Source organism: Novosphingobium sp. KACC 22771 (assembly GCF_028736195.1).
GTDB lineage: Bacteria > Pseudomonadota > Alphaproteobacteria > Sphingomonadales > Sphingomonadaceae > Novosphingobium.
This window is the reverse complement of sequence record NZ_CP117881.1, coordinates 101193-125703: the sequence shown is the minus strand read 5'-3', so window position 1 is coordinate 125703 and position 24511 is coordinate 101193. Positions and strand designations below refer to the sequence as shown.

Annotated in this window: 21 protein-coding genes; 12 read left to right on the top strand and 9 right to left on the bottom strand. The window is 63.8% G+C overall.

The genetic code is table 11. From position 1 onward, the window contains the following. Window positions 1–56 precede the first annotated feature (56 nt). From PQ467_RS00590 to guaA, 3 genes are all read left to right on the top strand, one after another. The gene (locus tag PQ467_RS00590; RefSeq protein ID WP_274174646.1) at window positions 57–1505 is read left to right on the top strand and encodes a M20/M25/M40 family metallo-hydrolase; all 1449 of its coding nucleotides are present in this window, start codon (window positions 57–59) and stop codon (window positions 1503–1505) included. Between the two features lie 182 nt (window positions 1506–1687). Continuing rightward, window positions 1688–3823: a TonB-dependent receptor gene (locus PQ467_RS00585; protein WP_274174645.1), complete on the top strand. Its 2136-nt coding sequence runs from the start codon at window positions 1688–1690 to the stop codon at window positions 3821–3823. A gap of 439 nt (window positions 3824–4262) precedes the next feature. Beyond that, window positions 4263–5822 (top strand): glutamine-hydrolyzing GMP synthase, encoded by a 1560-nt coding sequence (guaA, locus tag PQ467_RS00580; protein ID WP_274174644.1) that lies wholly within the window; start codon window positions 4263–4265, stop codon window positions 5820–5822. A 151-nt stretch (window positions 5823–5973) separates the two neighbouring features. Here the strand turns inward: guaA and PQ467_RS00575 are convergent, their stop codons facing one another. The 3 genes from PQ467_RS00575 to PQ467_RS00565 form a co-directional block, all read right to left on the bottom strand. Continuing rightward, window positions 5974–6429: a hypothetical protein gene (locus PQ467_RS00575; RefSeq protein WP_274174643.1), complete on the bottom strand. Its 456-nt coding sequence runs from the start codon at window positions 6427–6429 to the stop codon at window positions 5974–5976. 81 nt (window positions 6430–6510) lie between these two features. Continuing rightward, window positions 6511–7938, bottom strand: coding sequence for a metalloprotease TldD (tldD, locus tag PQ467_RS00570; RefSeq protein ID WP_274174642.1), 1428 nt, complete (start codon window positions 7936–7938; stop codon window positions 6511–6513). Window positions 7939–8017: 79 nt separating this feature from the next. Then, window positions 8018–8221 carry a zinc-finger domain-containing protein gene (locus PQ467_RS00565; protein WP_168603085.1) on the bottom strand — a complete coding sequence of 68 codons (204 nt, stop codon included), beginning with the start codon at window positions 8219–8221 and terminating at the stop codon, window positions 8018–8020. A 318-nt stretch (window positions 8222–8539) separates the two neighbouring features. Here PQ467_RS00565 and PQ467_RS00560 point away from each other — a divergent pair, with 318 nt between their 5' ends. Both PQ467_RS00560 and PQ467_RS00555 read left to right on the top strand, forming a co-directional pair. Continuing rightward, window positions 8540–9793, top strand: coding sequence for a glycosyltransferase (locus PQ467_RS00560; protein ID WP_274174641.1), 1254 nt, complete (start codon window positions 8540–8542; stop codon window positions 9791–9793). An 80-nt stretch (window positions 9794–9873) separates the two neighbouring features. After that, window positions 9874–10818, top strand: a complete 945-nt coding sequence (locus PQ467_RS00555) for an ABC transporter ATP-binding protein (RefSeq protein WP_274174640.1) — start codon at window positions 9874–9876, stop codon at window positions 10816–10818. Between the two features lie 27 nt (window positions 10819–10845). On the opposite strand, the gene PQ467_RS00550 is transcribed toward PQ467_RS00555, so the two are convergent. Next, entirely contained in the window at window positions 10846–11025 is a 180-nt protein-coding gene (locus PQ467_RS00550) for a hypothetical protein (protein ID WP_274174639.1), read from the bottom strand. Between the two features lie 322 nt (window positions 11026–11347). Here PQ467_RS00550 and nadB point away from each other — a divergent pair, with 322 nt between their 5' ends. After that, window positions 11348–12922 (top strand): L-aspartate oxidase, encoded by a 1575-nt coding sequence (gene nadB, locus PQ467_RS00545; protein WP_274174638.1) that lies wholly within the window; start codon window positions 11348–11350, stop codon window positions 12920–12922. A 29-nt stretch (window positions 12923–12951) separates the two neighbouring features. Here nadB and PQ467_RS00540 read toward each other — a convergent pair whose 3' ends face one another. The 3 genes from PQ467_RS00540 to poxB all read right to left on the bottom strand — a co-directional run bounded on the left by PQ467_RS00540 (window position 12952) and on the right by poxB (window position 16160). Next, window positions 12952–13464, bottom strand: coding sequence for a Dps family protein (locus PQ467_RS00540; protein ID WP_274174637.1), 513 nt, complete (start codon window positions 13462–13464; stop codon window positions 12952–12954). 131 nt (window positions 13465–13595) lie between these two features. Then, window positions 13596–14255: a hydrolase gene (locus PQ467_RS00535; RefSeq protein WP_274174636.1), complete on the bottom strand. Its 660-nt coding sequence runs from the start codon at window positions 14253–14255 to the stop codon at window positions 13596–13598. A 177-nt stretch (window positions 14256–14432) separates the two neighbouring features. Next, window positions 14433–16160, bottom strand: a complete 1728-nt coding sequence (poxB, locus tag PQ467_RS00530) for a ubiquinone-dependent pyruvate dehydrogenase (RefSeq protein WP_274174635.1) — start codon at window positions 16158–16160, stop codon at window positions 14433–14435. Window positions 16161–16424: 264 nt separating this feature from the next. Between poxB and PQ467_RS00525 the strand changes: the two genes are divergently transcribed. After that, window positions 16425–17051 carry a hydrolase gene (locus tag PQ467_RS00525; protein ID WP_274174634.1) on the top strand — a complete coding sequence of 209 codons (627 nt, stop codon included), beginning with the start codon at window positions 16425–16427 and terminating at the stop codon, window positions 17049–17051. Window positions 17052–17060: 9 nt separating this feature from the next. On the opposite strand, the gene dld is transcribed toward PQ467_RS00525, so the two are convergent. After that, window positions 17061–18782: a D-lactate dehydrogenase gene (dld, locus tag PQ467_RS00520; RefSeq protein ID WP_274174633.1), complete on the bottom strand. Its 1722-nt coding sequence runs from the start codon at window positions 18780–18782 to the stop codon at window positions 17061–17063. A gap of 214 nt (window positions 18783–18996) precedes the next feature. On the opposite strand from dld, the gene PQ467_RS00515 reads away from it, so the two are divergent. The 5 genes from PQ467_RS00515 to PQ467_RS00495 all read left to right on the top strand — a co-directional run bounded on the left by PQ467_RS00515 (window position 18997) and on the right by PQ467_RS00495 (window position 24139). Then, entirely contained in the window at window positions 18997–20058 is a 1062-nt protein-coding gene (locus PQ467_RS00515; protein WP_274174632.1) for an MBL fold metallo-hydrolase, read from the top strand. Beyond that, entirely contained in the window at window positions 20055–20927 is an 873-nt protein-coding gene (locus tag PQ467_RS00510; protein ID WP_274174631.1) for an alpha/beta fold hydrolase, read from the top strand. Before PQ467_RS00515 ends, PQ467_RS00510 begins: the two co-directional genes overlap by 4 nt. Then, entirely contained in the window at window positions 20924–21691 is a 768-nt protein-coding gene (locus PQ467_RS00505; RefSeq protein ID WP_274174630.1) for a sensor histidine kinase, read from the top strand. Before PQ467_RS00510 ends, PQ467_RS00505 begins: the two co-directional genes overlap by 4 nt. Before the next feature lie 123 nt (window positions 21692–21814). Beyond that, a complete protein-coding gene (locus tag PQ467_RS00500; protein WP_274174629.1) occupies window positions 21815–22384 on the top strand; it encodes a carboxymuconolactone decarboxylase family protein in 570 nt (189 codons plus the stop codon). A 114-nt stretch (window positions 22385–22498) separates the two neighbouring features. Beyond that, window positions 22499–24139 (top strand): PAS domain-containing sensor histidine kinase, encoded by a 1641-nt coding sequence (locus tag PQ467_RS00495; protein WP_274174628.1) that lies wholly within the window; start codon window positions 22499–22501, stop codon window positions 24137–24139. Here PQ467_RS00495 and PQ467_RS00490 read toward each other — a convergent pair. After that, on the bottom strand, window positions 24083–24451 hold the full coding sequence (locus PQ467_RS00490; protein WP_274174627.1) for a response regulator transcription factor: 369 nt from the start codon (window positions 24449–24451) through the stop codon (window positions 24083–24085). The two genes, PQ467_RS00495 and PQ467_RS00490, sit on opposite strands and share 57 nt — an antisense overlap. Window positions 24452–24511: the final 60 nt, after the last annotated feature.

Genomic DNA, 24511 nt, shown 5'->3' with positions numbered 1-24511 from the left:
AGAGTTTTCCTGCTGAATTACCGCCAAATCGCGATTGGGCGAAGCAGGAGGCATCCATGAAGCATGGCAGGCAGTTGTTGGCCGGAGTTGCGGCTCTGGCGGGGGTGATGGCGGGCGGGCTTATGGCCACCGCCGCGGCCGCTCAGGAGGCGCCCCTGCGCCCCGATCAGGCCGCCTTCCGCGCGCTCTACAAGGAGTTGGTGGAGACGGACAGTTCGATCACCACCGGCTCCTGCACACTGCTGGCCGACAAGGTGGAGAAGCATCTGCGCGCCGCCGGTTATGGTGATGCGGATATCACCCGCTTTGCCGTGCCCGATCATCCCAAGGAGGGCGGCATCGTGGTGATCCTGCCGGGCACGTCCAAGACCTTGAAGCCCATCCTGCTGCTCGGTCATCTCGACGTGGTGGTGGCCAAACGCGAGGACTGGACCCGCGATCCTTACACTTTGATCGAGGAGGGCGGCTATTTTTATGGGCGCGGGACCTCGGACATGAAGGCGATGGACGCCATCTGGATCGACATGATGGCGCGGATGAAAAAGGAAGGCGTCAAGAACAAGCGGACGCTGAAACTGGCGCTGACCTGCGGCGAGGAAACGAGCTGGGCGTTCAATGGCGCGCAATATCTGGCCAATAACAAGCGCGATCTGATCGACGCCGAATTCGCGCTGAACGAGGGCGGCGGCGGGCGCACCGACGGAAAGGGCAAGGTTATTGTCCAGAACCTGCATGTCGGCGAAAAGACGGTGGTGAATTACCGCATCGAGGCGACCAATCCGGGCGGCCATTCCTCGATTCCGATCCCGGACAATGCGATCTATGAATTGTCGGACGCGCTGGTCAAATTGCGCGCCTTCGATTTTCCGCTGATGCTGAATGACACCACCAAGGCGTTCTTCACCAAGGCTGGCCCGGCGCGCGGCGGCGATATGGGCAAGGCGATGGTGACCATTGCCGCCGCCCCCATCGGCAGCCCCGAATCCAAGGCCGCCGAAGCGATCCTCAACACCGACCGCTCCTATCACTCGATGCTGCGGACGACTTGCGTGGCCACGCTGCTGGATGGCGGCCATGCCAACAATGCGCTGCCCCAGCGGGCCGGGGCCAATGTCAATTGCCGCATCTTCCCCGGCGTGGCCGCCGAAGAGGTGCGCGCCACGCTGGAAAAGGTGATCGCCGATCCGAAGATGACCGTAAAGCAGGTCGATGATCGCGGCCCGCTGGCCAAATCGCCGCCGCTCACGCCCTTTATCGTCGGCCCGGCGGAACGCCTGGTGGCCAAATATTATCCCGGCGTGCCGCTGGTGCCGGTGATGTCGACGGGCGCCACCGATGGCATCTATCTCGAAGCGGTGGGGATTCCCTCTTACGGTCCTCCCGGCCTTTATGGCGATCCAGACGGCAATGGTGCGCATGGCTTGAACGAACGCGCGATTGTGAAGGCGGTCTATACGGGCCGCGAATTCCTGAACGAATTGGTGAAGGAATACGCCAACAAGTGAGCGGCGGGGCTTTGGGGGCGGAAGGTTTCCGTCCCCGTTTCCCGATTGGCCGCAGGATGGCGGCGTATATAGGCTTTTTACGTTATGTGATATTGTATCATTTTTGAGGGACTGTTAGGAAGGCGGACATGAGGGCGCGGCATAGCTGCGCTGCAATATGAAATAAGGGTCCGACTTTTCCTATGAAACTGACGCGCATCACCCCCGTCTGCGCACTTGCGGCAATCGCGGCCGCGCTGGCCGCGCCTGCGCCCGTGCTTGCGGCCTCCAATACCGTTGCCGATGATGCCGGGGCCGAGCAAGACGCCATCCACAGCGGCCCGCCCGCCGAGATCGTCGTCTCAGGCGTGCTGCCTCGCAGCCAGCAGGATATCCTCTCGGGCGTGGCGGTGCTGAAAGGCGCGCATCTTGATCAGGCCCTGCGCTCCTCCATCGGCGAAACGCTGGCCCATACGCCGGGCGTGACGGCCACATCCTTCGGCCCTACCGCCTCGCGCCCGGTGCTGCGCGGGATGCAGGGCGAGCGGGTGCGCGTGCTGGTTGACGGCATCGGCTCGATCGACGTGTCGAACACCAGCGCCGACCATGCCCCGGCGGTCAACCCGCTGCTGGCCGAACGGATCGAGGTGCTGCGCGGGCCGCAGGCGCTGCTCTATGGCTCGGCGGCGGTGGGCGGCGTGGTCAATGTGATCGACCGCCGCATCCCGACCGAGGTGCCCAAGGAGCCGATCCACATTGGCGCGCTGGCCTCCTATGGTTCGGCGGCGAATGAAAAGTCCCTCGCGGGCACGGTGGATGTGCCGCTGGGCGGGGGCTGGGTGGCCCATGCCGATGGCAGCCGGGCGGTGTCCGATGATATGAAGATCGGCGGCTATGTGCTGACCCCGGCGCTGCGCGCGCAGGCGCTGGCCACGGCGGCGAGCGGCGCGGGCGATCCCGATATTGATTACACCGCCAACGCCAATGCGCGCGGACGGCTGGCCAATACGGCGGCCAAGAGCTGGGATGCGGGCGCGGGGCTGGCCTATATCGGCGCGCAGGGCAGCATCGGCGTCGCCTACAGCCACAAGGACAGCCTCTATGGCGTCCCCAGCCGTTTGGCCACCGCGCCCGATCAGGAGCAGGAAAGCCCGCGCATCAAGTTGCAGCAGGACCGCTGGGACGCGCGCGCGGAAATCCGCCCCGCAGGCGGCGCGATCGACAAGATCGCCGCCCGCTTTGGCTATGCCGCCTATCAGCATGCCGAACTGGCGCCCGATGGTTCGGTCGGCACGCGATTCTTCAACCATGGCATCGAGGGCCGTCTTGAAGTCACCCAGTCCAAGCTGGGTGGCTGGCAGGGGGCGAGCGGGGTTCAATATGTCTCGCGCGATTTCAACGTGATCGGCGACGAGGCGTTCCTCCCGCGCAACAGCACCCAGCAACTGGGCCTCTTTACGCTACAAAGCTTTGACGCGGGCGCGGTGAAGTTTGAGGCGGGCGGGCGTTACGAGCATTCCAAGCTGAGTTCGATGCCATTGCCCGACCAGCCGCAATTCTGGGGCGGATCGCGCAGCTTCGACACCTTTTCCTTCTCGGGCGGGGCAACATGGCGGATTGATCCGGCCTGGACGCTGGGCCTGTCGGCGTCGCGCACCGAACGCGCGCCCTCGGCCGAGGAAATGTTTGCCAATGGGCCGCATGCAGGCACGCAGGCGTTTGAAATCGGCGATGTGAGCCTGAAGACCGAACGCTCAACCAGCGTCGAGGCGATTCTGCGCGGCGGCGGCAAGGGCTATTCGATCGAGGCCTCGGTCTATCACAGCTGGTTCGGCAATTTCATCTATGAAGACCCTACCGGGGCCATCGAGGATGGCCTGCCGGTCTATCAGATGCGTCAGGCCCCGGCGCGCTATTACGGCTTCGAACTGCAAGGCGCGATGACGCTGGCGGAAATCGGCGCTTGGCGTTTGGCAGCAGATGCCATGGGCGATGCGGTCAAGGCGACGATTTCGGGCGTGGGTCCGGCCCCGCGCATTCCGCCCCTGCGCGTGCTGGGCGGCGTCACGCTGAGCGATCCGCGCTGGGATCTGCGCGGCGAGGTCGAGCATGTGACGGCGCAGAACCGCATTGCCGCGCAGGAAACGCCGACGGCGGCCTATACGCTGGTCAATGCCGAGTTCGGGTTCAAACCGGGCGGCAAGGACGGTCGGGTGTCCTTTACGCTGGGCGCGCGCAATCTGTTCAATGTGGATGCGCGCCGCGCGGCCAGCTTCCTGAAAGATTACGCGCCGCTGGCCGGGCGCGACATTCGTCTTTCGGTGCGACTCACGGTTTGACCGTTCAGGCGGTTTGACGCGCCGCGTCATAATCTATGCTGCAAATGCGAAGGGCTGCCTCACCGAAGTGGGGCAGCCCTTTGATGCTTCATGGGGTGAGAGGACCATGGAAGCTATAAGTTTAATACCGGCGATCAGGCCAGAACAGCGGCGAAAAACAGGCCGCTGACGCTGATGGCGGCGGCAAAAGCCACGATATTGCGCGACATGGGTTTACTCCTGGGTTGTTGTTATACCGGCGTCGGCCTACGCTGTTTGGCGTAGTGACTGCCGTCTGTGAGGCGGCATATACGACCAAAGTTTTATTTTGCACGTGCGAAGAGGGCGCGCGCGATTGCGTTTTGTGCAACTGTTACTTGCATCGCCCGCTCCGTGCTTTTCTCCATCCTGCGTCCCGCCGTATCTGGACATTTGCCCCCGTAAACCTTACGGGCCTGCCATGACTGTCCAGCCCTCCGACTCCATCCTCATCGTCGATTTCGGCAGCCAGGTGACCCAGCTGATCGCACGCCGCGTGCGCGAGGCGGGCGTCTATTCCGAAATCGCTCCCTTCAGCATGGCCGAGGCCGCCTATGAGCGGATGCAGCCCAAAGGCATCATCCTGTCGGGTTCGCCCGCCAGCGTGCTCGATGCCAATGGCCCGCGCATCCCGCAAGTGATCCTCGATTCCGGCCTGCCTATTCTCGGCATCTGCTATGGCCAGCAAAGCCTGATGCATCAGCTGGGCGGCGAGGTGCTGCTGGGCGATTCGGGCGAATTCGGCCGCGCCTTTATCGACATCAACGACACTTGCGCGCTGTTTAACGGCCTGTGGTCGGTGGGTGAAAAGCATCAGGTGTGGATGAGCCACGGCGACAAGGTGACCAGCCTGGCCCCCGGCTTCCGCCCGGTGGCCTCCTCGGCGGGCGCGCCCTTTGCGGTGATCGCCAATGACGAAAAGCGCATCTATGCGATGCAGTTCCACCCCGAGGTGGTCCACACGCCCGATGGCGGCAAGCTGCTCAAGAACTTTGTGCGTCACGTCTGCGGCCTCAAGGGCGATTGGACGATGGCCGAATTCCGCAAGACCAAGATTGCGGAAATCCGCGAGCAGGTCGGTTCGGGCCGGGTGATCTGCGGATTGTCGGGCGGCGTCGATTCGGCGGTGGCCGCGGTGCTGATCCATGAGGCGATCGGCGAGCAGCTCACCTGCGTTTACGTTGACCACGGCCTGATGCGCATGGGCGAGAGCGAGCAGGTGGTCAGCCTGTTCCGCGGCCATTTCAACATTCCGCTGGTCCATGTCGATGCCTCGACCCTGTTCATGAAGGGCCTTGAGGGCGTCACCGATCCTGAAGCCAAGCGCAAGTTCATCGGCAAGACCTTCATCGACGTGTTCGAGGATGAGGCCAAGAAGATCGGCGGCGCCGACTTCCTCGCGCAAGGCACACTCTATCCCGACGTCATCGAATCGGTCAGCTTCACCGGCGGGCCGAGCGTGACGATCAAGAGCCACCACAACGTCGGCGGCCTGCCCGAGCGCATGAACATGAAGCTGGTCGAGCCGCTGCGCGAACTCTTCAAGGACGAAGTGCGCGATCTGGGCCGCGAACTGGGCCTGCCCGACATTTTCGTGGGCCGCCATCCGTTCCCCGGGCCGGGCCTCGCCATCCGCATCCCCGGCGAGGTCAGCCGCGAGCGTGCCGATATCCTGCGCAAGGCCGATGCGGTCTATCTTGAGGAAATCCGCAATGCGGGCCTCTATGACGCCATCTGGCAGGCGTTTGCCGTGCTGCTGCCGGTCAAGACCGTGGGCGTGATGGGCGACGGGCGCACCTATGATCATGTCTGCGCGCTGCGCGCCGTGACCAGCACCGATGGCATGACCGCCGACATCTATCCCTTCGACGCGGCCTTCCTGTCGCGCGTGGCGACCCGGATCATCAACGAGGTCAAGGGCATCAACCGCGTGGTCTATGACTATACGTCGAAGCCGCCCGGCACGATCGAGTGGGAATAAGCGAGGGTGGGCATCACCCCGCCAGAACCGGAAAGCAAATCAGCCAGCGGGGGCATCCCTCGCTGGCTGATTTATATGTTCGTCGGCAAAATGGCGTTGGCCGTCGCCATTGTCGCGGGCGTCATCTGGTGGGCGCATCGCGCGCCCTGAATCACCCTGCGGGGTTGGCCGGTGCGGTGGGAGCAGGGGCCGCCTTGGGCTTGGTGTAAGGCACGAATTCGCCAAGGCCCACCGATCCGCGCCACCACATGCCCGCGCCGCCGCCGCGCGTGGCCAGTTGAACGATGTCGACATTGCACAATTGCGATCCCCATGTCCGGGTGATCAGCACATCGTCATCATCGAGCGATTGCGGATAGGGCGGACGGTTTACGTAAATCGTGCCGCCCATGTCATAGACGATGGCGGTCTTGTCGATGATCGTGGTCGAGCGGATCTGGGTCAGGTTGATGCAGTTGACGGGCTTGCCCGGCACGCGGTCCTTGACGATCTTGGCCAGCTCCTGCTCGGGGGTCAGACGCTCGCGCGCGTCAACCATCGGGGCGGCCAGGACAGCCAATGCGCCGCCGGCCAGAGCGGCGATGCGAAGCATGGAACGAACAGACATTTTGCCTTCTCCTTCGGTCTGAAGCGCCCCCTTCAGATGGACCATTCTACGCCCAGTCGGCGCGGGCGTCCATGATTCGGCTCAACCCGTGCCGCCTACCGTCAGCCCTTCGACCAGCAGGGTGGGTTGGCCCACACCTGCGGGCACCGACTGGCCGCCCTTGCCGCAAATGCCCACGCCTTCGTCCAGCGCGAGGTCATTGCCGATGCCGGTGACGCGGGTGAGCACCGAAGGCCCGTCGCCGATCAGCGTCGCGCCCTTGATCGGCGCGCCCAGCTTGCCATTCTCGATGCGATAGGCCTCGGTGCAGGAAAAGACGAATTTGCCGCTGGTGATGTCCACCTGCCCGCCGCCAAAGCTCTTGGCGAAAATGCCGTTTTTGACGCGACTCAGCAATTCGGCGGGATCGTCATTCCCGGCCCGCATAAAGGTGTTGGTCATGCGCGGCATGGGCGCATGGGCGTAATTCTCGCGCCGCCCGTTGCCGGTGGGGGCCACCCCCATCAGGCGGGCGTTGAGGCGATCCTGAAGATAGCCCTTAAGGATGCCATCCTCGATCAGCACGTTTTCCTGCGTCGGCGTGCCTTCATCATCGATGCTCAGCGAACCGCGCCGCCCGGCAATGCTGCCATCGTCCACCACGGTCACGCCGGGCGCGGCCACCCGCTCGCCCAGACGGCCCGAGAAAGCGCTGGTGCCCTTGCGGTTGAAATCGCCTTCCAGCCCGTGACCCACCGCCTCATGCAGCAGCACCCCCGGCCAGCCCGGCGCCAGCAGCACGGTCATTTCGCCCGCAGGCGCGGCCACCGATTCCAGATTGACCAACGCCTGCGCCAGCGCGGCGTCAATGGCCCGGTTCCACGTTTCCGGCTTCATCAGGTCGTCATAGAGATAGCGCCCGCCGATCCCGAAGCTGCCCGTTTCGCGCCGCCCGTTCTGTTCGGCCACGATCGAGACGTTCAAACGCACCAGCGGGCGAATGTCGGTGACGGCGTCGGCATCGGCGCGCAGGATTTCCACCACTGACCATGAGCCGGAAATCGAGGCCGAGACCTGCGCCACGCGAGGGTCGCGGGCGCGGGCGGCGGCGTCGATCTGTTCGAGCAGCGCAACCTTGGCGGCAAATTCCACGCCATCGAGCGGCGAGGCATCGGTATAAAGGTGGCGATTGGTGCGCACCGGGGGCGCGGATCGCTGACCGGTCGCCGGGTCGAGCAGGGTGAGGGTTTCGCCCGCGCGCGCGATGGCGGCGGCGGAAATCTCGTTGGCATGGGCAAAGCCGGTCATTTCGCCCGACACGCCGCGCAGGCCAAAGCCCGCCTCGCGGCTGTAATCGCAGGTTTTCAGCCGCCCGTCGTCAAAGCCAAAGGCCTCGGACGCGATGAATTGCAGGTATAGCTCGCCATCGTCGCATTGGGCCAAGGTGCGGCCCACCAGAGCGCGGGCCTCATCGGGTTCAAGCTGGCCGGGGCGATAGAGCAGCGAGCGGGGATCGGCAGAAAAGGTCATGCCGTTGATATAGGCCGATGCCGCCGCGGTGCAATGACCCAGTTGAAGGGAAGGCGCGGCCTATCCGCGCCGGTTCCCGTCAATGATGAGCGTGGGCCTGATCCAGCACAAAGCGCTTGTCGCAATAGGGGCAATCCACGAAGCCACGCTCGTCGATTTCGAGATAGACGCGCGGATGACCCAGCGCCGAGGGCTTGAACGTGCCATCGGTACGGATCGCTTCGGCGCCATCGCAGTGAACGCGGGTGGTGTGAACGGTGACGGTTTCGGGCTGGTCGCTCATGGGAAAAGGCCACTAGCAGGAGTTTCGCGCGATTTCCAGAGGCTGCGGGTGTGTTTGTTGATCGTGGGCATGAGGGGGCAATTTCCGGCGCGCGCGCCTTTCGGCCGCTTTGAGACAATTTGTTACTTGGCTTGGTGCGATTTATCTCCTTTGCCAAATGTCTGTAACCCCGTTAAAGGGTGGGCAGACGGGGCCGATTTTTGCGTGAATAAGCGTGCGAGGCCGATGCTGGGGGCATTCCTCGCCGCGATTGGGCGGCCTTCATCCGTGTCCGACCGACACGGACAGGGCGCCGCGATAGGTTGAGGTCGAATAAGCATGCGTCATGCCCACCGAGAAATGTTGATTTGCGACCTCACCCAATCCTATGCACCCGTCGGTGGCGGCGGGGTCAGCACCTATCTGCGTGAAAAGCGGCGCTATATTCTTGAACAGACCGGGCATCGCCTGCTCCAGATCGTGCCCGGACCGGAAGATCGCGTGGTCGAACGCGGGCGGCATATCTGGGTCGAGGTCGGCGCCGAACAGGTGCGCGGCAGCCCCAATTACCGCTTCATCCTGCGCACCGGCGCGGTGCGCGAGGTGCTCGAACATTTCCGGCCCGATGTCATCGAATCGCTCTGCCCGTGGGTTTTGCCTTGGACCGCGATCAATTATCGCCGCGCCCATCCCGAAACCGCGCTGGTGGCCGGGTATCATACCGATTTTCCCAATGTGCATATCCACCGCGTGGGCGAGCAATTGTTCGGCCGCCGCATGGCCGATGGCCTGCGCGCGATCGGCGTGGCCTATGCGCAAAAGACCTATGGCGCTTTTGACCGCCTCTATGCGCTCAACGATCCCGTGCGCGAACAATTGGCAGAGTGGGGCATCGATCATGTCGATGTGCTCTCGCTGGGCGTGGATACCGAGCAGTTCAGCCCGGCGCGGCGCGATCCCCATTTCCGCGAAAAGCTGGGGCTGGCCGGCGATGGGCCGCTGCTGATCTATGCCGGGCGCATCGACAATGAAAAGCGCGCGCATCGGCTGGTCGAAATGTTCCGCCGTCTGCCGTCTGAAATGGGCGCGGCGATGGTCATGCTGGGCGACGGCAAACTGCGCGACCGGCTGATTCGCGAGACGCGCGGGATGGCCGTGGCGCTGCCGGGCTTTGTCGATGATCGCGATGCGCTGGCGGTCGCGCTGGCTTCTTCGGACATTTATGTCTCGGCGATGGCGGATGAAACCTTCGGCATTTCGGTGATCGAGGCGCAGGCCAGCGGGTTGCCCGTGGTGGGCGTGGCCAGCGGGGCGATGCCTGCGCGCGTGCCTACGGGGCTGGGGCGACTTGGCCCGGTGGACGATGCCGCCGCGATGGCCGAGCATGTTCAGGCGCTGTGGCGCGGCGATTATCGCGCCATGGGCGCGGCGGCGCGCAACCATGTGGTGCAGCGCTTCAGCTGGAACAAGACCTTTGCCCAACTGGTGAACGAGGTCTATCCGGCCGCGGCGATGCGCGCGCTCGAACGGCGCTCGGCGGTCTATCGCTGGGCCGAACATCGCCTGCCCGAACTGGTGCGTTCGGCGGGATAGGGGCCGCAGGATAGGGGCGACAGGATGGCGGCGGGCTAAGTCCTGTTGCGCGTCCGGCATCAGGGGTTTAAGCAGCGCGCATGAGCCAGTCCGACGCCCCCGCCATCTCGATCCGCAACCTTGTCAAACGCTATGCGCCCGCCGGAAATGGCGAGGGCAAGCTGGCGCTCAAAGGTGTGTCGCTCGACGTGCCGCAGGGGCAGATCTTCGGCCTGCTGGGCCCCAATGGCGCGGGCAAATCGACCATGATCAACATCATGGCGGGCATGGTGCGCAAGACCAGCGGCGAGGTCTCGATCTGGGGCTTTGACATTGACCAGGACCGCCGCAACGCCTCGCGCGCCATCGGTATCGTGCCGCAGGAGATCGTGTTCGACCCCTTCTTCACCCCCTATGAGGTGCTGGAAAACACGGCGGGCCTTTACGGCATTCCCAAGGCCGAGCGCATGTCCGACCAACTGCTGGCCGATGTGCATCTTTCCGACAAGGCCAGGGCCTATGCCCGCACGCTCTCGGGCGGCATGAAGCGGCGCCTGCTGGTGGCCAAGGCGATGGTGCATCAGCCCCCGGTGCTGGTGCTGGACGAGCCGACGGCGGGCGTGGACGTGGAATTGCGCCGCCAGCTTTGGGAACTGGTCAAACGGCTGAATGATGAAGGGGTGACGGTGGTGTTGACCACGCATTACCTGGAGGAAGCCGAGGAATTGTGCGACCGCATCGCCATCATCAACCATGGCGAGCTGATCGCCAACAAGCCCACGCGCGAAATGGTCGATATGGCGCGGGAAAAGATCGTGGTGCTCACGCTTGACCGGCCACTTGCCGCGCTGCCCAGCCATCCGGCCTTTGTGAAATGCGCGGCCGTCGCGCCCAATATGATCGAAATCACCTATAACAAGGACAAGACCAACGCGGGCGAGATCCTTGGCGCGGTGCAGGCCCAGGGCCTGGTGATCGTTGATGTCACCACGCGCGAGGCCGATCTGGAGGATGTTTTTGTCAGCCTGACCACGGAGGCGGCGTAAGCGCCGCCCGCCGCGATCGGGAGCATTTCACATTTCCGAGGCCTTGGCCTTTTCCATCTCGTCCTTGACCCAGCGGCCTTTGTCCATCCGGCGAATGGGCTTGTCACAGAATTTGCAGTTGCCCACAAAATTCAGACCATCCCATTTGACGCGACTTCGGCGCGGAACGTGTCGATTAAAAAGACATAAAGGCAAGTCCAGCTTCATCGTGACGACCCTAATTCTTGCGCAGGCCGACAATTAGCGAGTTCTAATAAACTCACTATGCCATGCCGACAGGCAAATGCGTGTAAACTTCGATCCGCCTATGTACATATACCTAAATTATGCGGTCGCAAAGCACTTGGTTGACCCATTTTGCAAAATTTTCCTCTTTCGTCTTAAAGATTTAACCATATCCGCTTGCGATCTGCGAAAATGACAGTTTCGTTGCGTTGCCTGCTTTTCAAATTGGCCCTTTGGGCGCAAAGCGACCCCTCGAATCGCCTGCCGTTTGCGCATCGCGCAGCGGCCCAGATTGGAATGGCTTATGAATGCTGATGTGATCGTGATCGGTTCGGGCGCCGCCGGTTTGACCGCCGCCCTTTCTCTGGCTCAGCGGTTGAAAGTGCTGGTGCTCGCTAAAGGCACGCTGACGGGGGGATCGACCGCATGGGCGCAGGGCGGGATCGCCGCCGTGCTGGATGCGGGCGACACGTTCGAGGATCACATCCGCGATACAATGGTGGCGGGCGCCGGGCTCAACCGGCTCGACACGGTGGAATATGTGGTCGAGCGCGCGCCGCTGGCCATCGGGCGTCTGGCCGATCTGGGCGTGCCGTTCAACACCGAGGGCGATCATCTGCACCTCCACCGCGAGGGCGGCCATTCGCACCGGCGCATCGCCCATGTGGCCGACGCCACGGGCTGGGCGGTGCAGGAGGCGTTGATCCGCGCGGCGCAGGACCATCCCAATATCACGCTGCTGCCGGGGCAAAGCTGCATCGACCTGATCACCGGGCGGCATGAGATGCGCTATTCCGGCTCGGGCCGGGTGTGGGGCGTCTATGCGCTGGATGAGGCCAGCGGCAAGGTCGAGGCCCATATCGGCCGGGCCACCATTCTGGCCACCGGGGGCGCAGGCCGCGTCTATCAGTTCTCCACCGCTCCGCGCGGGGCCACGGGCGACGGCATCGCCATGGCATGGCGCGCGGGCGCGCGCGTTTCAAACATGGAGATGATGCAGTTCCACCCCACCTGCCTCTACAACCTTGAGGTCAAGAACTTCCTGATCACCGAGGCGGTGCGCGGCGAGGGCGGGCGGTTGATCAATCCGCGCACCGGCAAGCGTTTCATGCCCGATTATGACGAGCGGCTTGAATTGGCCCCGCGCGATGTGGTGGCCCGTGCCATCGACAGCGAGATCAAGAAATACGGCCTCGATTTCGTCCATCTGGACATCAGCCACAAGCCCGCCGATTTCGTGCGCGAGCATTTCCCCAATATTCATGAAAAGCTGCTCTCGCTGGGCATCGACATGACCAGCGAGCCGATCCCGGTGGTCCCGGCCCAGCATTATACCTGCGGCGGGGTGGTCACGGATCTGGACGGGCGCACCGATCTGCCCGGCCTCTATGCGGCGGGCGAATGCGCCGAGAGCGGGTTGCATGGCGCCAACCGTCTGGCGTCCAATTCGCTGCTGGAATGTCTGGTGTTTGGCGATGCGGCGGCGGCCGATATTCTGGCGCGCTGGGATGAATTCGATACGCCGCCCTCGATCCGGGCGTGGGATGAAAGCCGGGTTTCGGATTCGGACGAAGAAGTCATCATCAAGCAGAACTGGACCGAAATCCGCCGCTTCATGTGGAACTATGTCGGCATCGTGCGCAGCACCAAGCGGCTGGAGCGCGCGGCCCATCGCATCAAGCTGCTGTTTGACGAGGTGGACGATTATTACGGCCACTTCCGCGTGACGACGGACCTGATCGAATTGCGCAACCTGTTGCAGAGCGCCGATCTGATCGTGCGCTCTGCGTTGAAGCGGCATGAGAGCCGGGGGCTGCACTATACGCTGGACTATCCCCAGACCGTTGAGCCGCCGCTCGACACCGTGCTGGTGCCGTAAGATTTCGGCGCCGGCACGGCGGCGCTCAATCAGCCCCGGCGGCCGGTTTCAAACAGGAACCAGCGGCGGCCCTCGGCCTCGTCCAGCCAGTTCTCGATCAGGCTGGCGGTGACGACGTCGCGGTGCTCTTCGCACAATTCGTGCAGGGCGCGCAGGTGCTTCACCAGATCGCCATTGTCATCGCGCAATTCGGCCAGCATGTCCTGCGGCTCGACATAATCGGCATCATTGTCCAGCACCCGGCTCTGGCGGGCGATCTGGCCGATCGAGCGCAGCGTGGTGCCGCCAAGCTTGCGGGCGCGCTCGGCGATGGGGTCGGTCATCGCGAAAAGTTCGTCAGCCTGACGGTCGAGCAGCAGGTGATATTCGGTGAAATGCGGGCCGGAGACATGCCAGTGGAAGTTCTTGGTCTTGAGATAGAGCGCGAAAATATCGGCCAGCAGCACGGTCAGCGCGGCGGAAAGATCGTGGGTGGCCTCCTGCCCCAGGCCCGATGGCGTGGCGAGGGGGGCTTTGCGCTTGTCTTGGGCCGAGATCGACATGATGGGCTTTCCTTTATCGCGTAAAAAAGGGGCGCCGGAACGGGTGCGGGGGGATCGGGGGGCAGGCGTTCCGGCGCCGCAGGGTCATGGGGCGGCCTGAAAGGGGGCGCCCTGAAAGGTCTGGGGCAAGATCAATGCCCGCCTTCCGAGGCGCCAAACATGGTCTTGGCGTAGGTGATGCCAAGGCCATAACCACCGCCCCACTTCTTTGCGATTCCGGTGGTCGAATCATAGGTTTCGGCCCGCGCCCAGTCGCGCTGGAGTTCGAGCATATATTGCAGCGCGGTCATCGGCTTGGCGCCCAACTGGATCATGCGCTGGCAGGCGCGTTCATGCGCTTCGGCCGAGACATCGCCGCAGGCATCGGCGATGAAGTAGCAGTCAAAGCCCTGATCGATGGCCGAGGCGATCGGGCCCACGATGCAAACGCTGGTCCACAGGCCCGCGAACACCAGACGCTGCTTGCCGATGCGGTTGACCTCCTCGATCACGGCTGCATCTTCCCAGGTGTTCATCGAGGTGCGGTCGAGCATGGCCTGGCCGGGGAAGGCTTCCTTGATCTCGTCGAACATCGGGCCGGAAAAGCTCTTTTCCGCCACCGTGGTCAGGATGGTCGAGACGCCGAAGGATTGGGCAGCCTGGCTGATCAGCGCCGCATTGTTGCGCAGCAGTTCGGCCGCAATCGACTTGGTGGCAAAGGCCATCTGCGATTGGTAGTCGATCAGGAACAGGATGTGGTCGGTGGGCGAAATCAGCGATTTGCCGGGGGTGGCAGTGGCGGTGAGGGTCATCGGCATCGTCCTTTTCGGGGTGGCGTCCGCTCCCCGACAGGGGGAGGGCGAGAGGCGGGCAAGCAGGCTGGGCTGCAGCCCGGTTCGCCGCCTTTTCTGACGCCGGACCCCGCTTCGGGTCTTGGATGAACGTGACCCGAAGCAGGACAAATTTGCACGGTTTGAACGAAGCTTTCCTCAACGCCTCAGATTGGTGCGCGCCAGTTCGACGATCTCGTCGCCCCGGCCGTTCATGATGGCCTTGAGCATATAGAGGCTGAAACCCTTGGCCTGCTCCAGCTTGATCGCGGGGGGCATGACCAGTTCCTGCGAGGCGGTCCGCACATCGACCAGCGCGGGGCCGTCATGGTCGAGCATGCGCCGCAGGGCGGTTTTCAGACCGTCCGAATCCTCGACCCTGATGCCCAGCACCCCGCAGGCCTGCGCGATGGCCGCGAAATCGGGATTTTTCAGTTGGACATTGACGTCCAGATAGCCGCCCGCCTTCTGCTCCATCGCGACAAAGCCGAGCAGGCTGTTGTCGAAAATGACGACCTTTACCGGCAGGTTGAGCTGGGCCAGGCTGAGGAAATCGCCCATCGACATGGCAAACCCGCCATCGCCCGACAGTGAGATCACCTGTCGCCCCGGAAAGGCCGCCTGCGCGCCCAGAGCCTGGGGCAGAGCATTGGCCATTGACCCGTGATTGGCCGAAAACAGCAGCCTGCGCCGCCCGTTCATCCGCAGATAGCGCGCCGCCCAGACCGTGGGCGTGCCGACATCGGCGGCAAAGATCGCATCCTCATCGGCCATCTCGCTGAGCAGATGGGCGATATATTGCGGATGAACCGGCCTTCCCGGACCGTCCGGCGTGGCCAGCGCATCAAGACCTTCGCGCGATTGGGCATAGTGGTCGAGCGCGGCGTCAAGAAAGCGGCGATCCTCGTTGCGCTCAAGCCGGGGCAGCAGCGCCTCGATCGTTTCGCGCACATCGCCCACGACGCCCAGAGCCAGCGCGGCCCGCTTGCCCAGTTGCGATGGATCATGGTCGATCTGGATGATTTTGGCCTGCGCCGGATAGAAGTTGCGATAGGGAAAATCGGTGCCCAGCATCAACAGCACGTCGCAGTTTTCCATGACCTGATAGCCCGAGGCAAAGCCGATCAGGCCCGTCATGCCCACGTCAAAAGGGTTGTCCCATTCGACATGCTCCTTGCCGCGCAGCGCATGGACGATGGGGGCGCCCAGACGGTCGGCCAGCGCGACGACCTGATCATGCGCGCCGGCGCATCCGCTGCCGCATAAAAGCGCCACATTGGCTTCCCCGTTGAGCAGATCGGCCATGCGCTCAATCTCATCGGGACGGGGCAGGATGCGCGGCGGCGCCAGCGGCGGAAAGGCGCCCTGCGCCCCATCGGGCGCGGGGGCAAGGGCAACGTCGCCGGGGATCACGACCACGGCAACGCCCTGCTTGCCGATGGCGGCGCGCATGGCGCGGTGCAAAACCTCGGGCATCTGTTTGGGATTGGTGACCAGTTCGACGAAATGGCTGCATTCGCGGAACAGTTCCTGCGGATGGGTTTCCTGAAAATAGCCAAGGCCGATTTCGGTCGAAGGAATATGGGCGGCAATGGCCAGCACCGGCACATGGTTGCGATGGCAATCGAACAGGCCATTGATCAGGTGCAGATTGCCCGGCCCGCATGATCCCGCGCAGACCGCCAGCCTCCCCGTAAGCCCCGCTTCCGCCCCGGCGGCAAAGGCGGCCACTTCCTCATGGCGGGTCATCATCCAAGCGATCGATCCCATGCGGCGCAGACTCTCGTTCAACCCGTTGAGGCTGTCGCCCGTGACGCCCCAAATCCTTTCGACCCCGGCATCGGCCAGAGTGTTGGCAATAAGGTCCGCGATGGTCTGTTTCGACATGCTGCAAACTCCAATGGACAGGTTGGACGGGGGGCGGCAGGCCCGCTCTTCGCTGTTGCGGCAAGGTAAGGAAGCGGCGGCCCGCCTGCTTGGACAGGATGCACATGAAAGGCGGGGGTCGGACCATTGTTCCGCGCCATATCAGCCTCCTGCGCGACCCTCGGCGGGATGCCGCCGACGCGTCCAAGAAACCGCGCCAATCGACAAGATCGCCTTTGCCCGACTGTGCCATGCGGCCGGAAAACACCAGCCGGGGTTAGAATCATGACGGTCCACAGTTTGCTCACGCCTCAAGACTGCGCCATCCTGCTGATCGACGAACAGGCCGGTCTTGCCTTTGCCGCAGGCTCTGCTGACCGACAGGCGCTGCGCAGCAATGCCGTTGCGCTGGCCCGGATCGCGCGGGCGTTTGATATTCCGGTGGTCGTCAGCACCTCGGCCTCAAAGGTCTACAGCGGCCCGCTGATGCCGCCGCTGCGGCAGGTTCTGCCCGATGCGGTGCCGATCGAACGGCGCAACATGAACCTGTGGGAGGACGAGGCCGCGCGCGCTGCCGTTCTGGGGACCGGGCGCAGGACGCTGGTGATCGCCGGGCTGCTCACCGAGGCCTGCGTCAGTTTCCCCGCGCTGTCTGCGCTGGCCGATGGGTTTGCGGTGCGCATCGTTGCCGATGCCTGCGGCGGGCTGACACCGGAAAGCCATGCGGCGGCGCTGCGGCGTCTGGAGCAGGCGGGCGCCGTGATGACGTCATGGCTCCAGCTTCTCCTCGAACTTCAGCGCGACTGGACCCGGCGCGACACCTATGAGGCCGCGCGCGCCATCGTGGTCGATCATGGCGGCGGCTATGGCATCGGGCTCGATTATGCGCGCGACATGATCCACCCGGCCTAGGCCGGGCGCTCAGGCCCAGTTGGCCCGTCTGGATGTCAGCCCGATGCCGGGGTTGAGGCTATTGGTGGGATCAAGCGTGCGATAGTGTTCTTTAAGCGCCTGCTTGGCGGGATAGAGGTGGCCGACATTGTGTTCGGCCGGATATTCCGCGCCCCGCGCATCAAGCAGGCGCAGCATCGCCTGTTCAAACGCGACCGGATCTTCGCCCTTCTTCAGGAAATAGTCGCGGTGAAAGACGTGGCAAAAGAAATGGCCGCAGGTGCTGATGCCCACGATCCGTTTGGCGATGTCTTCGGGCAATTGCTCGTTCCAGTCCTGATCGTCGCGCCGCAGCGCCACATCGAGGGCGACAAAATCGTCGACCAGATCGCGATGCAGCGCCCGGTAGCGGATCGAGGCCCCCGCCACGGCAAAGCGGTGGAGAAAGGCCTTTTCCCCCTCGTCTTTGGTGCATTCAAACCATGCGCCGTTTGGCGAAGGGAAGGTTTTGGCCAACAGGTCGCGCGCTTCGGCAATGCCATGGCCGCCCATGCGCAGCATCAGGTGATGTTCAAAGCGCCGGTCGAAATCGCGCATCCGTTCGGGCAGGTGGCGCGGCATCAGCGCCGCGGCCGCCTGCATCAGGCGATCGGACAGATCGCGCGGGGCCCAGCGCATCCGCCCGAAAAACGCATCAAAGCGCCCCTTGAGCGCAAACAGGCGCGGCAGATGGCGCGCGCCCAGATAATGGATCGCCAGAAACGTGTCCTTGCCATAACGCTCGGTCAGACGGAACGCCGAGCGATGGATATATTCCCCCTGAATCGGCAGATTGGCAAAGCTGGTCAGGATGGTGCGGCGCAGCGCGGTCAATTCGGCCGGATCATTGGTGCCGATGTAAAAGTCCACGGTATCGTCTTCGCGCGGGAAGGTGTCGAGCCGCACGGCAAAGACTACGACATGGCCGCCGCTGCCCGCCGCTTCGTGCAGGTGGCGCGGATCGTTGTTGAAGCGGGCGGGCGTATCGGCATCAACCTGGCGGACATGCTGTTGATAGGTGTGATCCGAACAGGCCCGCGCGGGGTCGTCGGCAATGGTGGCCTCGTCCAGCCCGCCCGCGTCAAGGCGCTCCAGCATGGCCTCGGGCGTATCGCCAAGGTCAACGCCCAGATGGTTGACCAACTCGACCTCTCCGCCCGGCATGATGCGGGCATAGAGCGCCATTTCGGTATAGGCCGGGCCGCGATGGATCAGCGCCCCGCCCGAATTGTTGCAGATGCCGCCCAAGATCGAGGCGCCGATGCAGGAGGAGCCGATCCGCGAATGCGGCTCGCGCCCGATGGCGGCCACCATATCCTCCAATTCGAACAGGCGCGATCCGGGCAGGCAGATCGCCTGTGTGCCGTTGCGGATCAACTGGATGCCATGCAGGCGGGTCGTGCTGATGATGACGATATCACGGTCATAGTTGTCGCCATCGGGCGTTGATCCGCCGGTAAGGCCGGTGTTGGCCGCCTGCATGATGATGATGACCCCCGCTCTGGCGCAGGCGTTCACCACCTTCCACAGCTCCAGCAGGCTGCCGGGCAGGGCGACGGCCAGAGCCTTGCCCGAACCGAAGCGAAAGCCGGTGCGATAGCGCTCTGTGCGGCGATCCCCGGTCAGCAGATAGCGCCCGCCCACGATCGCTTTGAGATCGTCCAGCAGGGCGGGCGGGGCGGCAACGGGGGAAGCGGGCGAATGGGCCTGCATGCATGAATTCCTTGGCAAAAGCGGGGAGCAGCGGCAATACGCGCTCCACCATGTCGGACCCGGCCGGTGATCGCTTGGCCGCCCTTGCGCTGTTTTGGCCAATCCTGCGCAATGCGTGCGGGAACGCGTGCGTTTCGTGCCAATCATCATCGGCTTTGACAATCGCGGGCCGCGCCAAAGGTCCATGACTCCTTGAGGAAACAAGGAGGCCATGATGCTCAGTCGGGATGATAGCTGCGACAGTTTGGCCGGGATCGCGCGATTGGCCCGCCCCGGCAAGGCGGCGATATGGGCCCTGTCACTTTTCGCGGCGTCATTGGCCGCAGCGGCGCCGGGCGCCATCCCCCCCGCCATGGCGCAACAGGCCGCATCCAAGCCCGCCACCCCGCAGGTCGGCGGTCAGGCTCCCGGTTATTTCCGCCTGTTCGTCGGCCGCTTTGAAGTGACCGCCCTGCTCGACGGCACGCATCCTTTTCCCTCGGACAAGGTGGCGCTGGGCGCGACGAGCGATCAGGTGGCGGCGGCGCTCAAGGATGCCTTCCTGCCGCTGCATTACGAAGGCATGATCAACGCGTTTCTCGTCAATATGGATGGGCGTCTGGTGCTGATCGATGCGGGCGCGGGCAATCTCTACGGCAAGGACGGGGGCGGCCTCAAACGCGCCATTCTGGCGGCCGGCTATGCGCCGGAACAGATCGACGATGTGTTCATCACCCATCTTCACGAGGACCATGTCGGCGGGCTGATGCTCGATGGCCAACCGGTCTTTGCCAAGGCCATCATCCATATCCCGCGCAAGGACGGGGAATTCTGGCTGGACAGCCGCAATGCGGCTGGCGTGAATGATTTGCTCAAGCCGTTTTTCCCGGCGGTGCAAAAGGTCGTCGCGCCCTATCAGCAGAGCGGCCGGGTCCTATTCTTTGATGCCGGTGCCGCGCTGCTCCCCGGCCTGACGCCGATGGCCGCCGCGGGCCATACGCCGGGCCATACGGCCTATCTGCTGGAGGATGGCGGGCAGACCATGCTGCTGTGGGGCGATACGGTCCATATGGCGCCGGTGCAGTTTCCCGATCCCAAAGTGGCGATCCGCTATGACTGGAATGCGGCGATGGCCATTGCCGCGCGTGAAAAGCTGATGGCGCGGGCGGCGGCACAGGGCTGGCTGGTTGCGGGCGCGCATATCTCGTTTCCGGGCATCGGCCATATCCGGCGCAAGGGCGCAGGCAGTTTTGAATGGGCCCCCCTCAACTATACGCTCAACAGGATGCAGCCATGATCCGTCGTGAAAACCACACCATCCGCGCCAATGGCATCCGCCAGAACTATATTGATGCGGGCGAGGGGCCCCCTGTGGTTCTGCTGCACGGCTTTCCCGAAACCAATTACGCATGGCGCCATCAGATCCCGGTGCTGGGCGAACTCTATCGTCTGATCGTGCCGGACCTGCGCGGCTATGGCGAGACCGAGAAGCCTGCGACAGGCTATGACAAGCGCAATATGGCGCGCGACCTTGCCGCGCTGCTCGACAAGCTGGGTATCGGCAGGATCGCGTTGGTCGGCCATGACCGGGGCGCGCGCGTCGCAACCCGCTTTGCCAAGGATTATCCCGAAAGGGTGGACCGGCTGGTGGTGATGGACAATGTTCCCACCCGCATCGTGGCGCGCGAGATCGATGCGCGGATTGCCAAGGCCTATTGGTTCTTCCTGTTCCACCTGATCCCCGACCTTCCCGAGACGCTGATCGCGGGCAAGGAGGAGCCATGGCTGCGCTGGTTCTTTTCGGATTGGACCTATGATCCGGCCGCGATCAGCGGCGAGGCATTCGACACCTATGTCCGGGCCTATCGCGCGCCGGGCGCGGTGCGCGGGGCCATGGCGGATTACCGCGCCAATGCCGAGGATGTGGCCCAGGACCTGGAGGATGCCGAGGTCAAGATCGCCTGCCCGACGCTGGCGCTGTGGGGGGCGAATTTCGGCGCGGTGGGCGAAATGTTCGATATGCCCAAGGTCTGGGGCGAGATGGCCAGCGACCTGCGCGCGGTGGCGATCGATCGCTGCGGCCATCTGCCCCACGAGGAGCGGCCCGAGGCGGTCAATGCGCTGCTGCTGGAATTCCTTCAGGGCTGGGAGGGGCAGGGGCGGTGATAAAGCCCCATTTTGATCAGGGCTGGTGGTTCTGGGCGGGGCTGGGGCTGCTCCTTGTCGCCCTGCTGGCCGCGCTGGTCCTGTGGCGGATGCAGAGTCTGGCGCAAAAGACGCGCAGCCGGATCGAGGCGCAGGTCGAGGAGCGCGAGCGCATCGCCCGCGAATTGCATGACACGCTGTTGCAAGGGGTTCAGGGGCTGGTGATGCGCTTTCAGGCCGTGGCGGAAATCCTGCCCCCGGATTCCAAAGCGCGCAAAATGATGGTCGAGGCGCTGGAGCGCAGCGACGACATCCTGATCGAAAGCCGGGATCGCGTGCGAAATCTGCGCGCCGGCGGGGCGGCGGGCGATCTGGTGGCCCGTTTGAAATCCATCGTCGGCAATGGCCCGGCGGCCTGGCATGTGTCGGGCCATCGCCGCGATGTCTGCAGCGATGTGGTCGAGGAAATTGCGGCCATCGCGGGCGAAGCGCTGGCCAATGCCATGCGCCATGCCCATGCGCGGCACGTGTCGCTGGGCCTTGCCTATCGCTTCTGGTCTTTGCGCGTCGAGATTGCCGATGACGGCATCGGGATTGATCCGATGATCCTGCGGCAAGGATGGCGCGAGGGGCATTTCGGGCTGGTGGGCATGCGCGAGCGTGCCGAGCGGCTTGGCTCGCGTTTGAAAATCCACAGCAGGCTGGGGCATGGGACAAGGGTCACGCTGCTTGTGCCGCGCCGGGTTGCCTATCATGCAAGGTGGAAGCGGCCGGAGATTGTGTGAATTCATCCGCCATGTTGCGTCGCATTTCTCCCAAAGGCGGTATTTCCCGACAAGGATCGCACGCGCGTTTCCCCCAAGATGCCCTACGCGCCCCGACCCGTGGAGGCGCTAGAGGAGAATGCCATGCGCCTGCCCCCCATTGCCCCATCCGATATCACCGACGAGCAGCGAGAGCTGTTTGATGCCATGACAGAGGGTGTTGCGGCGAAATATTCCTCTTTCATCACGCGGCGCGACGATGGTGCGCTGCTGGGTCCATGGAACGCCTGGCTCCATGATCCCGCGCTGGGCCAGGCGTTCTGGGGCGCGACACAGGCGATGACCAAGGCCCGGCGCATTCCCGACCCCGCGCGACAGGTCGCCATTATCGCGATCGGCGCCCATTTCGGCGCGGCCTATGAAATCTATGCCCATGGCGCGGTGGCCATCAGCCAGCACGGGATGAGCGAGGCGAGAATTGCCACGCTGGCCGCCGGAGAACGGCCGGTGGATCTGGATGACGATGAGGCGGCGGCCTTTGACGTGGCGCGGGCACTGCTGCGCGGCGGGCCTTTGCCCGACCCGCTCTATCAACTGGCCATCGCGCGTTTCGGGCAGGCGGGCACCAATGAGCTGATCTATCTGGTCGGGCATTACTGCTTCGTCTCGATGACGCTGAACGGTTTTGCCATCCCTGTCCCGGGCGCGGCATAGCCATGCCGCGCGATAGCGCTATCGTTTGCAGGCCGATGCTCCACCCTATCGGGGGACGATCCGGCTACGCATAAGGGGGCTGCCTTGAGCGTTAATTGATATAGAATCCCCCGCATGCTCTATCCTGCTGCAAATAAATGGGATTTTGAAGTGGGGGGCGAATCGTCGTCACCCTTGCTCGGCAGCTTGGGTAACGCCCATGTTTTCGCGGGCCTGCTGGCTGCGATCATCTTCCTGCTGGATGCTTTTACCCGTGCCGACCTTGCCGTGGCGGGGCTCTATGTCCTTGTCCTGTTGATCGGCACGAGTGTCGAGGCGCCGGCGCGGCGGCGCGCGATCATCGGCTGGTCGAGCGCCTGCGCGCTGCTTTCGCTAGCCGGTTATGCGATTTTCCGTTCCAGAGGCGCGCCGCCCCTCGCGCTGGTGCATCTCGCCTTCAGTCTCACGGTGCTGTGGGTGACCACTCTGGTCCTGCTGCGCATGCAGGCGATGAATGCCAGCGTGCAGTCGGCGGAGCGGCGCTATCGCCTGCTCTTTGATTCGCTGGCCGTTTCCATCTGGGAGCATGATTTTTCCGAGGTCGCCGCTGCGCTGGAGGCCCTGCGCGCCCGCGGGATCACCGATATCCGCCGCTATCTGGGCGACCATCCGCAATTTGTCGCCGCGATGCGCCGCCGGGTGCGGATCACGGATGTGAATGCCCGCGCGCTCACGATGATGGGCGTTCAATGCAAGGCCGAGTTCTTCAAATCTCTCAGCGACTTTCTGGCCGAGGGCGATGACAGCTTTACCGAATGTCTGGTGGCGGTTTGGGAGCGCAGAAAGCATTTCCAGTCAGAAGCCACGGTCATCCCGACAAATGGCGTTCCCAAAGAGGTGATTGTCGCTTTCAGCCTGGGGCCGGAGGCCTCGCTCGACCGCGTGCCCGGCAGCATTCTCGATGTTTCGCAAAGCAAGGCGCTGGAAGAGCAGATCCTGCGCACGCGCGAGGAACTGGCCGATGTGCAGCGCACCGGCGCGCTTGCCGCCATGTCGGCCACGATTGCCCATGAATTGAACCAGCCGATGACGGTGATCCATTGCTTTGCCGATGCCGCGCGGCGCTGGCTGGGGCGCACCCCGCCCAACATGGAGGAAACCGAGCGCGCGCTGGCAGGATTGAGCGCAGGGGTCGAGCATGCACGGCAGGTCATGCTGCGCGTCCGGGCGCTGGTGGGCGATGCCAGGGTCGATCAGAGCGAGGTTGAGCTGGAGAGCGTGCTGACAACCAGCGTGGCGCTGATGGGGCGCGAGGCGTCCGAAACCAGCACGCGGCTGAGCATTTGTCCGCAGGAGGACAATCTGATCGTGCTGGGCGACCGCATTCTGCTCAAACAGGTGTTTGTCAATCTGATCACCAACGCGCTTCAGGCGATGCTCGCCGTTCCGCCTGCCGAGCGAGCGGTCTATCTGGCCTCGGAGCGGCGGGGCGACAAGGCGGTGATCACCGTTTCGGATCGCGGGCCGGGTTGGGCGCAGGTGGGCGCGCGGCGGGCCTTCGATACGTTCTATACGACCAAGAAGAACGGGATGGGGCTTGGACTTTACATCAGCCGCGCCGTGGTCGAACGCCATGGCGGCAGCATGTCTTTGCGGGAAGGTGATTGCGGCGGGGCGGTCATTGAAATCATCCTGCCGCTTGCGCCCGAGCGCGACGGATCATCCCCGGCCGGCGATCGCCTGTTCGATGGCGGCGAGCAGAGTTTCGCCGTCTAGCGGTTTTTCGACCAGAGCGGCGGCAAGGCCTGTGTCTCTGGCGGCCAGCGCCAGAGTGTCGGGATAGGCGGTAAAGAGCACGACCGGCGGGCGAGGCCGTCGCAGCGCCAACCGATGGGCCAGATCGACACCTGTCATGCCGGGCATCTGGATGTCGCTGACCACGCAATGGAAATGGTGATCGGCATCGCGCAGGAATTCCTCGGCGGATGGAAAAGCGCGACATTCATAGTCCATGGACCGCAACAGGCTGACCGTTGCCGCGCGGACAAGTTCGTCATCATCAACGACAGCGATAAGGCGTCTGCTCATGCGGCCGATCCTCACATTCGATAGGTTTTGCCCTTCATAGGTATGCGGCGGCAGGGCGAT

Coding starts and splice junctions, on each gene's coding strand:
- PQ467_RS00510 (WP_274174631.1), top strand. CDS start 20,055: ATGATCCGTCGTGAAAACCACACCATCCGCGCCAATGGCATCCGCCAG.
- poxB (WP_274174635.1), bottom strand. CDS start 16,160: ATGTCGAAACAGACCATCGCGGACCTTATTGCCAACACTCTGGCCGAT.
- tldD (WP_274174642.1), bottom strand. CDS start 7,938: ATGACCTTTTCTGCCGATCCCCGCTCGCTGCTCTATCGCCCCGGCCAG.
- PQ467_RS00575 (WP_274174643.1), bottom strand. CDS start 6,429: ATGTCTGTTCGTTCCATGCTTCGCATCGCCGCTCTGGCCGGCGGCGCA.
- PQ467_RS00590 (WP_274174646.1), top strand. CDS start 57: ATGAAGCATGGCAGGCAGTTGTTGGCCGGAGTTGCGGCTCTGGCGGGG.
- PQ467_RS00500 (WP_274174629.1), top strand. CDS start 21,815: ATGCGCCTGCCCCCCATTGCCCCATCCGATATCACCGACGAGCAGCGA.
- nadB (WP_274174638.1), top strand. CDS start 11,348: ATGAATGCTGATGTGATCGTGATCGGTTCGGGCGCCGCCGGTTTGACC.
- dld (WP_274174633.1), bottom strand. CDS start 18,782: ATGCAGGCCCATTCGCCCGCTTCCCCCGTTGCCGCCCCGCCCGCCCTG.
- PQ467_RS00495 (WP_274174628.1), top strand. CDS start 22,499: ATGCTCTATCCTGCTGCAAATAAATGGGATTTTGAAGTGGGGGGCGAA.
- PQ467_RS00535 (WP_274174636.1), bottom strand. CDS start 14,255: ATGACCCTCACCGCCACTGCCACCCCCGGCAAATCGCTGATTTCGCCC.
- PQ467_RS00555 (WP_274174640.1), top strand. CDS start 9,874: ATGAGCCAGTCCGACGCCCCCGCCATCTCGATCCGCAACCTTGTCAAA.
- PQ467_RS00515 (WP_274174632.1), top strand. CDS start 18,997: ATGCTCAGTCGGGATGATAGCTGCGACAGTTTGGCCGGGATCGCGCGA.
- PQ467_RS00585 (WP_274174645.1), top strand. CDS start 1,688: ATGAAACTGACGCGCATCACCCCCGTCTGCGCACTTGCGGCAATCGCG.
- PQ467_RS00560 (WP_274174641.1), top strand. CDS start 8,540: ATGCGTCATGCCCACCGAGAAATGTTGATTTGCGACCTCACCCAATCC.
- PQ467_RS00490 (WP_274174627.1), bottom strand. CDS start 24,451: ATGAGCAGACGCCTTATCGCTGTCGTTGATGATGACGAACTTGTCCGC.
- PQ467_RS00550 (WP_274174639.1), bottom strand. CDS start 11,025: ATGAAGCTGGACTTGCCTTTATGTCTTTTTAATCGACACGTTCCGCGC.
- PQ467_RS00540 (WP_274174637.1), bottom strand. CDS start 13,464: ATGTCGATCTCGGCCCAAGACAAGCGCAAAGCCCCCCTCGCCACGCCA.
- PQ467_RS00525 (WP_274174634.1), top strand. CDS start 16,425: ATGACGGTCCACAGTTTGCTCACGCCTCAAGACTGCGCCATCCTGCTG.
- guaA (WP_274174644.1), top strand. CDS start 4,263: ATGACTGTCCAGCCCTCCGACTCCATCCTCATCGTCGATTTCGGCAGC.
- PQ467_RS00565 (WP_168603085.1), bottom strand. CDS start 8,221: ATGAGCGACCAGCCCGAAACCGTCACCGTTCACACCACCCGCGTTCAC.